The sequence below is a fragment of the Hydrogenobaculum sp. 3684 genome (assembly GCF_000213785.1).
Taxonomy (GTDB): Bacteria; Aquificota; Aquificia; order Aquificales; family Aquificaceae; genus Hydrogenobaculum.
In genome coordinates this window covers 1,282,735-1,297,738 of record NC_015557.1, presented here as the reverse complement: position 1 = coordinate 1,297,738, position 15,004 = coordinate 1,282,735, and the positions used below count along the sequence as shown (strand labels likewise).

General features: G+C 35.6%; 14 protein-coding genes. 9 read left to right on the top strand and 5 right to left on the bottom strand.

Translation table 11 applies throughout. The features are described 5' to 3' along the window. The first annotated feature begins 35 nt into the window (after positions 1 to 35). The 8 genes from HYD3684_RS06950 (at position 36) to HYD3684_RS06915 (ending at position 9,338) form a co-directional block, all read left to right on the top strand. Positions 36 to 365 carry a ferredoxin gene (locus tag HYD3684_RS06950; RefSeq protein ID WP_015419955.1) on the top strand — a complete coding sequence of 110 codons (330 nt, stop codon included), beginning with the start codon at positions 36 to 38 and terminating at the stop codon, positions 363 to 365. Continuing rightward, positions 365 to 1,027: a type 1 glutamine amidotransferase gene (locus HYD3684_RS06945; RefSeq protein WP_015419954.1), complete on the top strand. Its 663-nt coding sequence runs from the start codon at positions 365 to 367 to the stop codon at positions 1,025 to 1,027. Before HYD3684_RS06950 ends, HYD3684_RS06945 begins: the two co-directional genes overlap by 1 nt. After that, positions 1,024 to 2,046, top strand: a complete 1,023-nt coding sequence (rlmN, locus tag HYD3684_RS06940) for a 23S rRNA (adenine(2503)-C(2))-methyltransferase RlmN (protein ID WP_015419953.1) — start codon at positions 1,024 to 1,026, stop codon at positions 2,044 to 2,046. Before HYD3684_RS06945 ends, rlmN begins: the two co-directional genes overlap by 4 nt. Further along, positions 2,043 to 2,816: an NAD(+)/NADH kinase gene (locus tag HYD3684_RS06935; protein ID WP_015419952.1), complete on the top strand. Its 774-nt coding sequence runs from the start codon at positions 2,043 to 2,045 to the stop codon at positions 2,814 to 2,816. Before rlmN ends, HYD3684_RS06935 begins: the two co-directional genes overlap by 4 nt. Before the next feature lie 132 nt (positions 2,817 to 2,948). Further along, positions 2,949 to 4,334, top strand: coding sequence for a TolC family protein (locus HYD3684_RS06930; protein ID WP_015419951.1), 1,386 nt, complete (start codon positions 2,949 to 2,951; stop codon positions 4,332 to 4,334). A 1-nt stretch (position 4,335) separates the two neighbouring features. Further along, positions 4,336 to 5,460 (top strand): efflux RND transporter periplasmic adaptor subunit, encoded by a 1,125-nt coding sequence (locus HYD3684_RS06925; protein ID WP_015419950.1) that lies wholly within the window; start codon positions 4,336 to 4,338, stop codon positions 5,458 to 5,460. A 1-nt stretch (position 5,461) separates the two neighbouring features. Continuing rightward, entirely contained in the window at positions 5,462 to 8,698 is a 3,237-nt protein-coding gene (locus tag HYD3684_RS06920; RefSeq protein ID WP_015419949.1) for an efflux RND transporter permease subunit, read from the top strand. Positions 8,699 to 8,747: 49 nt separating this feature from the next. Next, entirely contained in the window at positions 8,748 to 9,338 is a 591-nt protein-coding gene (locus HYD3684_RS06915) for a phosphatase PAP2 family protein (protein ID WP_015419948.1), read from the top strand. On the opposite strand, the gene HYD3684_RS06910 is transcribed toward HYD3684_RS06915, so the two are convergent. From HYD3684_RS06910 to HYD3684_RS06890, 5 genes are read right to left on the bottom strand one after another with little or no spacing between them, the layout of a single operon-like run. Beyond that, positions 9,320 to 10,189: a lysylphosphatidylglycerol synthase transmembrane domain-containing protein gene (locus HYD3684_RS06910; protein ID WP_015419947.1), complete on the bottom strand. Its 870-nt coding sequence runs from the start codon at positions 10,187 to 10,189 to the stop codon at positions 9,320 to 9,322. The two genes, HYD3684_RS06915 and HYD3684_RS06910, sit on opposite strands and share 19 nt — an antisense overlap. Further along, positions 10,179 to 11,138, bottom strand: coding sequence for a glycosyltransferase family 2 protein (locus HYD3684_RS06905; protein ID WP_015419946.1), 960 nt, complete (start codon positions 11,136 to 11,138; stop codon positions 10,179 to 10,181). Before HYD3684_RS06905 ends, HYD3684_RS06910 begins: the two co-directional genes overlap by 11 nt. Beyond that, positions 11,135 to 11,809, bottom strand: a complete 675-nt coding sequence (locus HYD3684_RS06900) for a peroxide stress protein YaaA (protein WP_015419945.1) — start codon at positions 11,807 to 11,809, stop codon at positions 11,135 to 11,137. The genes HYD3684_RS06905 and HYD3684_RS06900 overlap by 4 nt, the downstream gene beginning before the upstream one ends. 12 nt (positions 11,810 to 11,821) lie before the next feature. After that, a complete protein-coding gene (hisH, locus tag HYD3684_RS06895; RefSeq protein WP_015419944.1) occupies positions 11,822 to 12,430 on the bottom strand; it encodes an imidazole glycerol phosphate synthase subunit HisH in 609 nt (202 codons plus the stop codon). Beyond that, a complete protein-coding gene (locus tag HYD3684_RS06890) occupies positions 12,427 to 13,461 on the bottom strand; it encodes a DegT/DnrJ/EryC1/StrS aminotransferase family protein (RefSeq protein ID WP_015419943.1) in 1,035 nt (344 codons plus the stop codon). Before HYD3684_RS06890 ends, hisH begins: the two co-directional genes overlap by 4 nt. Positions 13,462 to 13,540: 79 nt before the next feature. Here HYD3684_RS06890 and HYD3684_RS06885 point away from each other — a divergent pair, with 79 nt between their 5' ends. Further along, complete coding sequence (locus HYD3684_RS06885; protein WP_015419942.1) at positions 13,541 to 14,992, top strand: hypothetical protein; 1,452 nt, start codon at positions 13,541 to 13,543, stop codon at positions 14,990 to 14,992. The last annotated feature ends 12 nt before the right edge of the window (positions 14,993 to 15,004 follow it).

Sequence of the window (15,004 nt, the reverse complement as noted above, 5' to 3'; positions counted from 1 at the left end):
TATAAATTATTAAAAAACCTTTTTAAGGAGGCGATATGTTTAAACACGTATTCGTATGCGTAAATCAAAGACCACCAGGCCATCCTATGGGTTCTTGTGCAGAAAAAGGAAGTAGGGACGTTTATACAGCCTTTGCGGATGCCCTTCAACAAGACCCTCAGCTTATGATGACAGTGGTGGTAACACCAACAGGTTGCCTTGGACCTTGCGGTATGGGACCAACGGTGGTGGTATATCCAGAAGGCATATGGTATGGCGGTGTAAAAAAAGAAGATGTAAACGAAATCATTGAAAGTCATCTAAAGGAAGACAAACCAGTAGAAAGACTTATCATATCTAAAGGAAAACCACCAGGCATGCTTTGATGAAAGCTCTAATACTAAGGCATGTTCAGATAGAGCATGCCGGTGTTTTTAACTACATACTATCATCAAAAGGTATAGATATTAGATATGTAGACCAGGCAAAAGAACTTCCACAAGAAGAGTTTGATATACTTTTTGTGCTTGGTGGTTATATGGGCGTTTACGAAGAGAGCCAATATCCATTTTTAAGTAGAGAGTTTAGAATAATAGAGCATTTTTTAAAAGCCAAAAAACCAATATTAGGTATATGCCTTGGGGCTCAGATGCTTGCACATGTGTTAGGGGAGAAAGTCTACAAAGGACAAAACGGCAAAGAGATAGGATGGTATGAGATAAGAAAAGAAAACGACCATAAATTTTTTAAGGGTTTTCCAGATAAACTTATGGTTTTTCAATGGCATCAAGATACTTTTGACCTACCAAAAAACGCTTTAAGAATATACAGCTCAGATAAGTATCAAAACCAAGCTTTTGTTTATGAAAATGCCGTAGGTCTTCAATTTCATATAGAGCTAACAAAAGACATGATAAAAGAGTGGATAGAAGCCTATGAAGAAGATTTAAAACAAGAAAATATAGAAAAAGACACCCTTATAAAAGAAGATTATATAAAAACCACAAATGAACTATCCTACAAACTAATAGAAAATATGTTCCAATGATAAACTTATTGGAAGATTACTTTGAACTACAAGAAAAATTAAACTTAGAAAAGTATAGAATATCTCAAATTAAATCTTGGGCTTTTAAGAAAAAAATAACCGATATAAACCTCATGACAGATATTCCTAAAAGCCTAAGACAAGAACTAAGAATAGATTTTCACGTGCTAAGCTTAGATTCTTTTGTAGAAGGGGAGGATTCCACAAAGTTTGTTTTTAAAACAAAAGATGGGCACTTTATAGAAAGTGTACTGATAAAAGAAAAAGACCATTATACACTTTGCATATCTACACAAGTTGGCTGTGCGGTGGGGTGTAAGTTTTGCGTTAGCACCATAGGAGGACTTTTGAGAAATTTAAGCTTTTCAGAGATAGTAGATCAGTATTTTTACATATCTATACTAAGAAGTATCTTTATAAGAAATATCGTTTTTATGGGCATGGGAGAGCCTCTTGCAAACTTTGAAAATCTAAAAAAAGCATCTTTTATCTTCCTAAAAGAGTTTGAACTTTCCAAAAGACATATAACTATATCCACAAGCGCCTATACAAACTATATCAAAAAACTAAAAGAAGACAGTTTTTTAAACAAACTAAACCTAGCCATATCATTAAACGCCTCAGATGATGAAACAAGAAAAGCGCTTATGCCCAATGTAATAGGATCTTTAAAAGAACTTTTTGAGATTTTAAAAACATACCCATTAGAACCAAGAAGGCGCATCACAATAGAGTATGTACTTATAAAAGATATAAACAGCTCTTTAAAAGATGCCAAAAACCTTGTAAATCTTCTTAAAAACCTAAAACATAAAATAAAGGTAAATTTAATACCTTACAACGAAAGCCCTATATTACAATTTGAAAGACCAAGCGAAAGCCAAATATACAGATTTCAGCAAGAGCTTTTGAAAAATGATGTATCCTGCACAATAAGATGGAGTAAAGGTTTAGAGCTAGCTGCCGCTTGCGGACATCTAAGTAGAATAAGGACTTTTGATATGATAAATATACAATGAGATTTAGCTTTTACGTTAAAGAAGATAAAACGGCCAAAGAATTTGTAGAATACATTGAAAACCAGCTTAAGACTATGGGACAGAAGGTAGTGACAATTGAAGAGGCGGATATATTGGTAGTAGTAGGAGGGGATGGAACTTTTTTAAGTGCTGCTAGAAAGTTTTCGGCTTTTCAAAAACCAATAGTAGGTATAAACTTAGGAAGGCTTGGATTTTTGACGGAGATACCAAAGCAAGATGCTATACGTATGCTAAAACTCATAATAGAAGGCAAATACAAAGTAATAGATAGGATGATGATAGATGTTTATCTAAACAATAAATACTTAGGAGCATACCTAAACGATGCTGTATTGGCAAGGTCTTATCTTTCAAGGCTTATAGATATAGAAGTTTATCAACAAGAACACATGATAGCAAAACTAAGGGCAGACGGGGTTATAATATCAACTCCAACGGGTTCTACCGCTTACGCTCTTTCAGCTGGGGGTCCTATACTTACCCCAGAGCTTCAAAACATCTTGCTGGTGCCTATATGCCCACATACAATCTCTATAAGACCCATGGTTTTGTCTTCTGATGCTCTTATAGGCCTAAAACTAGGAGATAAAACAAAAGAAGCATATCTTACACTTGATGGTCAAGAGTTCTTTAACATAACCCAAAAAGACAATATCTTTATAAAACGCTCAAACACAGTATGCAAAACTATATCTTTAGAACATGTAAGCTTTTTCGATGTAATAAGGGACAAACTTGGCTATGCTTAACCATCGTTTTATCATAATAAGAATATTAGAATATTCTTATATTCTTAATTTATAAATTTGTGATATTATATTATCTTCTATGCGGTTAGAATGTATTAATTATGCTAAATTATTTAATTAGGAGGCGATGATATGAGATTTATATACATGGCGTTTGCTCTGTTAATATTAGCAGATATATCTTTTTCTCAAAGCATAAGTATAGATTATGCCATAAAAGAGGCTCTTAAAAATAACCTAGCAATAAAAGCCAAAAGATACGATATAAAATCAAAAGAATATGAGTTAGAAAGCGTAAAAGGTATGCTATTCCCAAGGCTTAGCTTACAAACATCTTTTAACCGCACCAACATAGCCCCTTGGAGCATAATGAACAAAATGGATACAAGAAGCCTCAAATTTCCACAACCACCTCCTCAGTTTTTCCAAGCCCCATTTACTACACCCCAAATGGTAGGCGGTGCTTTCCAGTCCATGCAAGACTTTTTTAACAACCCAGGAGCTTCACAGCTTTATCAAACCCAACTAACTTTACAAATACCTATATGGATCGGTGGTAAAGTCCAAGCTTACGAAAGTGCATCTTATCACGCTCTTAAAAGCACCAAAAAAGAACTAAACCAAACAGAACAAGACATTGTTTACAACGTATACAAAGCATACCTTGGTGGGCTTTTGGCAAAAGAAGGTATAAAGCTTGCCACCCAAGCGGTAAACGATGCACAAAAACACGTAGATATGGCTGAGTCTTACTATAAAACTGGTATGGCGCTTTTCTCAGACACTCTAAGAGCAAAAGTATACCTTCATCAAGCAGAGCAAAAACTAGTAGAAGCCAAAAACAACTATAAGACTGCCAAAAGAGCGTTGTTTTTACTAATGGATGAACCCTATAAAGATGTGGATTTAAAAGGAAATCTCTATTGTCCAAGCCACATAGACAAAGAAGCTCTTGTAAAAGCTGTATACCAAAAACCCCAAATAAAATCTATGGAAGAAAAACTAAGAGCTTTAAAATCCATGAAAAGAGCCTACTTAGCAGATTACTTACCCCAAATAGGGGCCTTTGGTTCTTACTCGCTTTTTGATAACTCAACACCCTTTGGAGCCACTGCCAACGGTTATATGGTGGGAGTTGGTGTAAATTGGAATATCTTTGATGGTTTGACAGCTTTTAACAAGATAAGAAGTTTAAACGAACAAAAGCTTATGCTTAGTTCTTACATAGATTACATGGCAAAAGGTTCAATATTCAAAATAAACAAAGCTTTAGCTGATTATGAAAACGCACTGGCTATGATGAAATATGCAAAAAAAGAAGAAGAGGAAGCAAAAGCCACTCTAAAAGTTATGGACCAAAGGTATAAAGTGGGTCTTGCTAAGATTACAGATGTTATAGACGCTGAAACTCAATACGATAAAGCGAGGTTTGACTTTGCAAAAGCAATGTATGATTGTAATTTAGCCTATATTAAAAGCCTATATCAAGCTGGCCTATTAAACAAGGAGGTAAAGTAATATGAGCGCTCTCAAGAAGTACGTTCTTTATTTTATAATACCAATGGTTGTTATCATACTTTGGCTTGGTGGGTTTTTTGAGCATAAGATTTCTCCTGGTGAAAAGCCCCTAAAACCAAAGGTTATTTCAAATGTAAAAGTTATAACAGTATCCTCTTCCACACCTATAGAAGAAGAGTTTGACGGTGTAGTGAGCGCTAAAAACCACGCTGCTATCTCCACAAGGCTTATGAGCAAAGTGATAGGAGTATATGTAAAAGATGGGGATTGTGTAAAAAGAGGACAGCTTTTGGTAAAACTTGATACAAAAGATATATCAAGTATGGTAGCTGAAGCAAATTACGGAGCCAAACAAGCTGAGGACCAGATGAAAGCAGCCGAAGCTAACTTACAAGCTATCTCAAAAACCTATCAAAGATTTCAAAAGCTTATAAAAACAGGAGCAGTAACAGAGCAAGAGTACGATGAGGTAAAAGCTAAGTACGAAGCAGCAAAGGCTATGGTAGAACAAGCCAAAAACGCTATAATGGCTGCAAAAGCTGGAGCATCTGCCGCCGGGGCAAACTTAGCCTATGCAAATATAACAGCTCCTTTTTCAGGATGCATATACATGAAAAATGTAAACGTTGGAGATATAGCAGCCCCTGGTATGCCTCTTATGATGATAGATAAACCACCATACAGAGTAGATGTGGCATTACCAGAAAAGTATATAAACAAAATAACCCCAGGACAAACGTTAAAAGTATATATAGGTGGTATAGACAAAACAGTAGAAGGTACTGTAAAAGAAGTATCCAAAGCTTTAAACCCTATGTCTCATACGTTTGATGTAAAAATAGATATACCAAACCAAGATGGCATCACAAGCGGGCTTTACGCAAAAGTTTATATTCCTAAAAGCCAAGAAACTGTCGTTACTATACCAAAGGATGCACTGTTTAAATGGGATGATATAGATGCGGTATGGCTAGTAGACAAAAACAACATAACCCATATGCAGTTTGTAAAGCTTGGTCAAAAGGTAGGCGATAGCTACGTTGTACTATCTGGTTTAAAACCAGGGGATAGAATAGTGGAAGGAAACGTATACAACGTTTGCGATAAATGCAAGATAGGAGAGTAATATGTACGGGATAGCCGGAAGAATAGCAAAATACTTTATAGATTCCAAACTTACACCTATAATGATAATAGCGCTTTTGGCTCTTGGTATATTTGGGGTGGTTACCACTCCAAAAGAAGAAGACCCAGATATCGTAGTACCAATGATAGATATTATGATACCCTATCCAGGTGCTGCTCCAAGAGAAGTAGAAAAAAGAGTGGTTACACCGTTAGAGAAGAAGCTTTGGGAATTAAAAGATATATCTTACATTTACAGCGCATCTGGTGATGGTTATGGTCTTGTGACCGCAAGGTTTCACGTTGGCACAGACCCTATAAAAGCACTTGTGCAGTTAAATGCCAAAATGATGGCATCTTTAAACTTAGTACCACCAGGCGTTCAACTTCCACCTCTTATAAAACTAAAATCCATAGACGATGTGCCAATAATGACACTTACGTTGTGGGGAAAAGGCTATGACTATTATTCTCTAAGAAGGATTGCAGACACCTTAGATAACGAGCTAAAAACTGTACCAAACGTAGCTCAAGTAAAAATCTACGGTGGTCAACCAAGAAAATTAAGGGTACTGTTAGACCCAGCTAAAGAAGCGGCTTACGGTCTTTCTCCAGCTTATATAGTACATATCATCCAAGAGGCAAACCAAGAACTTCCAAGCGGTTATGTAAATCAAAACAACACACTTTACTATGTAAAAACCGGAAACTTTATCAGATCTAAACAAGATTTAGAAGATTTGGTGGTAGGATGGTACGGCGGAAAACCAGTTTATCTAAGAGATATAGCCACGATTACAGATGGTCCAGGCGGTATACACGATTACGTAACTATGGGCTTTGGCGCTGCTTCTAAACGCTATGGCTCTCCTATGTATCCCGCTGTTACTATCTCGATAGCAAAAAGAGCAGGTACAAACGCAGTAAATGTAGCAAACGATGTACTTAAAAAGATAGATTCTTTAAAAGGTACTGTCATTCCATCAAGATTACACATAACCGTTACAAGAAACTACGGAAAATCCGCTCAAAACAAAGCAAACGAACTTATAGAGCACTTATTTATAGCCACAGCGTCTGTTATACTTCTTATAGCGGTAGCTCTTGGTCTTAGAGAGTCTCTTATAGTAGCAATAGCTGTACCTGTAACCCTTGCATTTGCGTTATTCTTTAGCAAGCTTTACGGTTTTACTATAAACAGGGTTACGCTTTTTGCTCTTATATTCTCAATCGGCATATTGGTAGACGCTGCTATTGTAGTGGTAGAAAATATTCATAGATGGTTTGAGTTTTTCCCAGAACTTCCAAAACACGATGCCATAATAAGAGCCACTGACGAAGTAGGAAACCCTACCATACTTGCAACCCTTACCATCATAGCCGCTTTAATGCCTATGGCTTTTGTGGGTGGTCTTATGGGTCCTTATATGAGGCCAATACCGGTAAACGCTAGTGCAGCAATACTATTTTCTTTGTGGGTTGCTTTTACCATAACTCCTTGGGCAGCCTATAGACTTATAAAACATGGACACGAAAATCATGATAAAAGCGAAAAACCTGTAATAAACATAAAAGAAACTATATTTTGGAAACTATACTGCAAGATGGTAGAACCCCTTCTTATATCAAAATCAAAAAGAGTTTTATTCTATATAGCCGTTTGGTCTTTATTGGGTATATCTGTATTTCTTATACTAAGTAGAGCTGTTATAGTAAAAATGCTTCCTTTCGACAACAAATCAGAACTATCAGTAGTCTTAAACATGCCAGAAGATACCACGGTAGAGCAAACATATTTAGTGGCCAAAAAGATTGCAGATTACATAGCAAAACAAAAAGAGGTTAAATACTATCAAATATATGCAGGTTTGCCAAAACCCTATGGTTTTAACGGCCTTATAAGACACTACTATCTTAGGACAAGACCTTACTATGCACAAATAGCCATAGAGCTTGTGGGAAAAGACAAAAGAAAAATGGAATCCCACGCTTTTGCCCAATCCATAAGACCTATGGTACAAAAGATAGCTTACTCCATGGGAGCTTCTTATGTGGCTGTAGTAGAGACCCCACCAGGCCCACCAGTTTTAGACCCAATAGTGGCTCAGATATACGGCCCAACGCTTTCTTCTCAAAGAGCCTTTGCTATGCAAGTTTTAAAGCTTTTTAGAAAAGATAAAGAAATAACAGACAGCGGTATATACTTAGAATCAAACGCTCCCCAAATAGATTTTGTTATAGATCAAGCAAGGGCGGCACAGTTTGGGGTTTCAAAAAAGGATATAGTAAGGACTCTAAGAGTAGCAACCGCTGGTTATAATGCTGGTATCATCCAGTCCACAGACACCGAAGCAGTACCTATAGAAGTAAGGATAGCAAGACCCTATAGAACGCTTCAAAACCTTGAAAACTTAGAAATACCCAACAAACAAGGTCAGCTTATACCACTATCAAACCTCATCAAAATAGTAAAACACCCTATACACAAAACCATATATCACGAAAATTTAAGAAGAGTAGTATATGTGGTAGGAGATGTGGCAAAAGGTGCAGGTGCCCCGTTTTACAGCATATGGGACATAAGGAAAAAGGTTTTGAGTATACCTAACCCGTATGGCCATGTATCAGAGCTTTGGATGTCTTTCCCAAAGATTACAAATCATATATATGTAAGATGGGGTGGTGAGATGTATATTACTTTGCAAGTGTTTAGAGATCTTGGCATTGCTTTTGCAGGTGCTCTTTTTATCATCTATATCCTCATAGTAGGATGGTTTAAGGACTTCAAAACCCCTGGTATCATCATGTCTCCTATTCCACTAACTTTAGTTGGTATAGTCCCAGGACACTTTATACTACACGCTTTCTTTACAGCCACTTCTATGATAGGTTTTATAGCTTTAGCTGGTATAATCCTTAGAAACTCTATACTTCTTGTGGAATTTGCAGAACAACGTATAAGAGAAGGAGTACCTCTTCATGTGGCTGTGGTAGAAGCCGGTGTCATAAGAACAAGACCTGTACTTTTAACAGCAGCAGCCCTTATAGTAGGTGCTTTTGTTATCATATTTGACCCGATATTCAACGGTCTTGCCATATCCCTTATTTTTGGTACAATAGCCTCCACTGCTCTTAGCTTGGTGCTTATCCCAGTTATGTATTATGGGTCTAAAGTAAAAGGCCTTCCACCAGAAGCTTGCCCCTTGCCAGAAGACATAAGTAAAGATTTAAGAAGTTAATTAAGATCTTAGAGCCCTTCCAGGGGCTCTTTTATCTTATAATAAATATATGATTAAAATAGGGATATCTCTTATAGTCCTTGGATTTATAAGCATATTTTTATTTGATAAGGATATAACGTATTTTTTGTATGTCCATAGGGATAGTTTTTTGGCTTTTAAAAGCTTGATAAAACTTATTACAAAGCTTGGGCATTTTGACATTGTTTTTTATGCATGTACGGTGCTTATGCTGATTAGTTTTTATGTTAAAAGCCTAAGAAAGTATATACTCTTACTATCAGTTTGTCTTGTGCTTTCAGATAGCGCTATCATGCTGTTTAAGTTTATATTTGGTAAAGCAAGGCCTGAGCTTTTTTTGAAAAAAGATATATATGGGTTTTACTTTTTTAAAAGCAATAAAAATTACTCTTCTATACCTTCTGGGCATGTGCTTATAAACAGTTCTATAGCTTTTAGTATTTTTATTAAAAATAAAAAACTAGGGTTTTACCTTATACTTTGGTCAATGTTGGTGGGTATATCAAGGGTTTTACTTTTTATGCATTATCTTGGAGATGTGCTTGTGAGTTTTGGTATGGGATGTCTGATATCTATTTTGGTTATAAAGTTAGAAAAGCTTTATCTTTCTTCTTTGTAGTGTTCAAGCTTTAAAAATAATAAAGATAGTATACCAAGTATAGAAGAAGATAAAAGCAAAAACACATGGGTTATAAAGCCAAGATCCAAAGACGTTTTTAAAGATATATCAGTTAGCTTTGATGGTATAGAAAAACCAAACTCATAAGTGCCAAGGCCCATAACGCCGTTTATAGGCAATATAGAGCTAAGTTCTGATACCACATAAGAGGGCAATATATCAAAAAATCCCATAGGTATAATGTTTTTTGCCATCTCATAAAAGCCAAGAAACTTAAAAGCAAAAGATATCACAGAGATAAAGTAAAGCTTTATGGCGGTTTTGCTTTCAAAATGAGTAGAGAGATTTTGTTTTAGGGATTTTAAAATAAATATATTTGGTAAAATAGCTATAGTATGCTTTAGTAAAAACACCATTATAAGACCAAATACGACGATAAAAGCCGCAAAATAAAACTTAAAGAAAAAACCAAAGAAAAACCCAAGCAAAGCAAGTCCATCCATCAGTCTAGCCAAAGCAAATATCCAAAAGGATTTAGTAAGGTTTATACCACGCTTTTTAAGCATGTAAAAGAAACTAAACTCTCCAGTCCTAGCCGGTAGTATATTGTTTAAAAAAATATGGATGTTGTTTATAAGAAAAAAATCTTTCATGTTTATATCTTTTATCATTAGATGCCAGCGATAAGCTCTTAAGAAAGAACTAAAAACGTAAAGAGTAAAACCAACACCTATATAAAGGGGGTTTAAAGCTTCAAAGCCATTTTTAGCCTCTTTAAAACCAACGGTTTTATAAAAGATGTATAAAAATAATATGCTTAAAAGAAAAGAAACCAGTATTTTAATTTTCATCAATATTTTCTATATTTATTGCATCCTTTATCCTATAGGGTTTTATATCTTGAGATTCGTAGTAAGTTCTTATAATAACTTCTGCGATTATTCCAGTAGATATAAACTGAAGACCAGATATAATAAGAAGCACTGTCAAAAACAAAAGAGGTCTTTGTCCTATCTCTTGATTGTTTATAAGTTTATCGTAGGTAAGATAAAGCCCAGATAAAAATCCAAGGCTAAAAAGTATAAAACCTATACCGCCAAAAGCATAAAGGGGTTTGTTTATATACTCATTTAAAAACTTTACCAAGAATATATCAAGTATAACCCTTATAGTACGCCCTATACCGTATTTAGATTTACCGTAAAGTCTTGGATGATGACTCACAGGCACTTCTGTTATCTTAGCCCCTAACCCCTTAGCCAAAGCAGGCAAAAATCTATGCATATCTCCGTATAGCCTAAAGTTTTTAGCTATATCTTTTTTATAGGCTTTTAACGAACATCCATAATCATGAAGATAAACACCTGTGGCGTTTGAAATTATATAATTGGCAATTTTAGAAGGTAGTGTCCTTGAAAAAAACGGGTCTTTTCTGTCTTTACGCCAACCGCTTACCACATCGTATCCTTCGTTTATCTTTTCAATGAGGATCGGGATATCCGCTGGGTCGTTTTGAAGATCTGCATCCATAGTAATGACTACATCCCCAGAAGCGTGCTGAAAACCTGCAAACATGGCTGCCGTTTGTCCATAGTTTCTTTTAAAGCTTATTACCTTTAATCGCTTATCTTTTGAGGCTATTTCCTTTAACTTGTTAAAAGTGTTGTCGGTGCTTCCATCATCTACCGCTATTATCTCATAATCGTAGGGAAGCTTATTCATAGTGTCTACGATTTTTTCGTAAAGCGTTCCTACGCTTTCTTCTTCGTTGTAAATTGGTATTACTATAGAAATTTTCATATGATACCCGCTTTTTTAACAGAGTATTTTCCTTCAGAATGCATATAAACCGCTATGGCGTTATCTTCTTCTTGTATATCGCTTACCACAAAATCTAAAAAATTTATCTTTTTAAGTTCTTCTATGCTTTTTATATCTTTTTCAACTATATATCTCATTGTGTAAGCTTTTACCAAAGAACTATCTTTCATAGGTTTATCCTTTATCATGTATTTAAAGTTTACAACCTTTGTTTCTTTTGGTAAAAGCCTATCAAAAGAGCTTGGTAGAAAGTTAAACACAATAAAATCATCGTTAAGTATATATCTTTTTATATCTTCTTTCCAAAAACCCATAGACTTATACTGACAAGAAACATCCCATTTGCAAACTTTGTCCTCCGGTGATAGCATACCCATTATGGGATGTAACACTATCGTTCTTTCAAAAATTCTCTCTTTTACAGCTTTTGGCATGACATGCATATGAAGCCCTTCCCAAAACTTATCTTTGGATATTCTCCAAAGAGCCCCACCCTCTTTTGATTTTTTAGCTTTTAAAAGCTTAAACGCTTCATGCCTTTTTTCTTGCAAAAAAGAAAATTTTCCATCGGTAAACAAGTTTTCTTTACAATCCAAGTCATAATAAGCACTATACTTATTGGCACATCTTGTAAGATAAAGCACTCTCATAGCTTTCTCACCTCATAGCTTGTATTTTTCTTTAAAATTAGAAAGTATTTTAAGACCCACTTCTTGGCTTTTTTCTGGATGAAACTGCAAACCCACTACGTTCTCGTATTCTATAGAAGATGCAAAATCAACGCTATAATCGGTGTAAGTGGAGATTATATCTTTATCCTGAGGATTTACGTAATACGAATGCACAAAGTATACAAAAGCCCCGTTTTCTACACCTTTAAACACGCCATCATCTTTTTTTATCCAAAGCTGGTTCCAGCCTATATGAGGCACTTTCACCCCCACTGGAAAAAGCCTAACATCACCTTTAAATATAGAAAGCCCTTCGTGCTCGCCAAACTCATAGCTTTTTTCAAACAAAAGCTGGTATCCAAGACAAATACCTATAAAAGGTTTGCCTGATTTTATAAAAGCTATTATGTCATCTATGATATCTAAATTTTTAAGATTATCCATCGCATCTTTAAAAGCTCCAACACCCGGAAGACAAAGAGCATCAGAAGTTTTTATTTGGTCTTTGGTGTTTATTATCTGAGGGTTTAAACCCACTTTGTCAAAAGCCTTAAAAACGCTTCCAAGGTTTCCCATACCGTAATCTATTATACCTATCATAGGCTTTTGTTTATAACATAAACTATTTTTTCTAAATCCTCCTGAGAAAGATAAGGGTGCACTGGTATACTAAAAAGCTCCTTTATATATTTGTTGGCGTTATCAAGAGGAAGATGCAAAGCATCTCTTAAGCTTGCCAACGTATAAGTGTAATATACCCTTGCGTCTATATCCTCTTTTTTAAGAGATTCTATTATATGATCCCTATTTTTATGCCTTAACGTGTAAAGATGATAAACGTGATGGGAGTTTTCTCTTTGTTTTGGTTTTATGAGCTCATCGGATAGGTGCTTGTTGTAGTACTCTGCGTTTTTTATACGCTTATCGTTTTGTTCTTTTAGTCTCTGAAGTCCTAAAAATCCAAGGGCAGCCTGAAACTCTGTAATTCTTAAATTTAAGGCCGGTGAATCTCCAAAGTCTATAAGGGCGTTTACAGCTTTTAATATAGACTCATCAGAAGACGATATTGCACCACCCTCTCCCATTGGAACATTCTTAGAAGCGTAAAAACTAAAAGCCCCCACATGTCCTATAGCTCCAGCCATTTTACCCTTAAAAGATGCTCCGTGAGCTTGGGCTGCATCTTCTAAAACATATACGTTGTATTTATTTGCAAGCGACATAATTGAATCCATATCAGCCATGCCACCGTAAAGATGCACCGGTATTATACAAACTGGGTTGTATTTTTTTATAGCATCTTCTAGTTGATTTACATCCATTGTATAATACTCATCTACATCCACCACCACCGGTATACCACCTGCCAAAATCACCGTGTCTATCGTAGCCATAAAGCTAAGAGCTGGTACTACAACATGTTTACCTTCAACGTTTAAGGCTTTTAATATCACGTATAAAGCAGCGGTCCCAGAACAAACCGTATAAACTTTTTCTACACCTAAAAACTGTGCAAAAGCTTCAGAAAATTTTTTGGTCCATGGTCCTCTTGTTATATAACCAGAAAGCACTATCTCTGATAGGACTTTTGCATCTTCTTCCGTAAATCTAGGCTCAATTATCTTTATCATTCTAATATTTTACATGAGTTTGCTACAAAATTTCTATTTTTATAAAAAAATGTTATATAATATTTTACAAGGAGATGTTATGATTAAGAGCTATATACAAACTGCCAAGATATATCTATTTTTAATATTTATGAGCACGTTGGTAAGCGTGGGTTTATCAAGAGCAGAGCAGGTTTATGTAAAACCGGGTAATTTTTCTTACTTTGACGCATACATACCCATTTATATAACCGCTGGACAAAAAGTAACCTTTACCTTAAGACCAACGGATGCTTATGGAAACTTCATAAATAATTTCTCTTATTACGATAAGAAGTTTCTTGTAAGAAGCACAGGAGAGTTAGCAGTAGATCCAGCTTTATTTTCTTCAAAGGATTTCAAAGATGGTTCTTTTAGTATAACCATAGAAGACAATGAGGCGGGTGTGGCTACTTTATCAATACTGGAAGGCTCTTATCCAGTTCCTATAAAAAACGAAGCCACTGGCAGTATGATGCCTGTGGTTAGCATAAAAGTAGTCAATGGTCCTGTCTATAAGTTCGCTATAGAAGCGCCTTCTACAGTAGAAGCGGGTAGGGATTTTGTAGCTAAGGTTATCGCTTTAGACAAATATGGAAATGTGGTTAAAAATTATGCTTCAATAGGCTCTGACGTTGTAGTAGAACTTAAAACACCAAACGGCACACTTCCTTACACAGTTCATGCTTATAAGTTTAAAAACGGTATAGCTGATATCGTATTAAGATACGACACGCCTTCTAAAGTAGCTATAGACGCTTACGAAGTAAACAACCGTAAAATATCAAGCCAAGATTATTATGTAGATTTATATTCACCAAAACCATCCAGATTTAAAGTAGAGATTCCAGAAAGTACTATAAGTGCCGGTGAGCCCTTTGAAGTATACGTTACAGCATACGATCAAGATGGTCAAGTTATAAGAAATTACAATATAGTGGGTAAAACTGTTCACCTTGTGGCAAGTGGTACTGGCAAACTTATTCCAGATATAATACCCCCAGAGGATTTCATAAACGGCACAGCGAAGGTAAGCCTTATATATACGAAATCGGAGCCAATTACAATATCTGCATACATAGAGGGTATGGTACCCAAAAAACCGGCTCAAACTTTCCAAAAAGAAGTTACAAAGCTACAACCCAAAAGCATACCAAAGCCTAAGAAGAAAGAAGTGGTAAAACCACAAAAAAATATTTATAAAGAAGTGGCTTCTTTAGAGTTTCCGAAAGCTTATGGATCCATAAGAAAATACGATTACAGCACCAAGTTTGTGGACGGCAGAAGAATAGGTATAATAGATGTATTCTTCACAAGAAGAATAAAACATCCAATAGCCAGGACTGTAAAACCTTTATACTTTGGAAAAGAAGCTTTTGGCAGGTTAATAGTTCAAAACGGTAAAGATACCGTTGTTATTGTGCTTGTGCCGGAAAAAGAAGACCTATATGTAACAGATATAAAAAAGCACAACAACAGCATGGATATAACCATAGAAAGGCCAAGACCTTAAAGGAGTATTAGC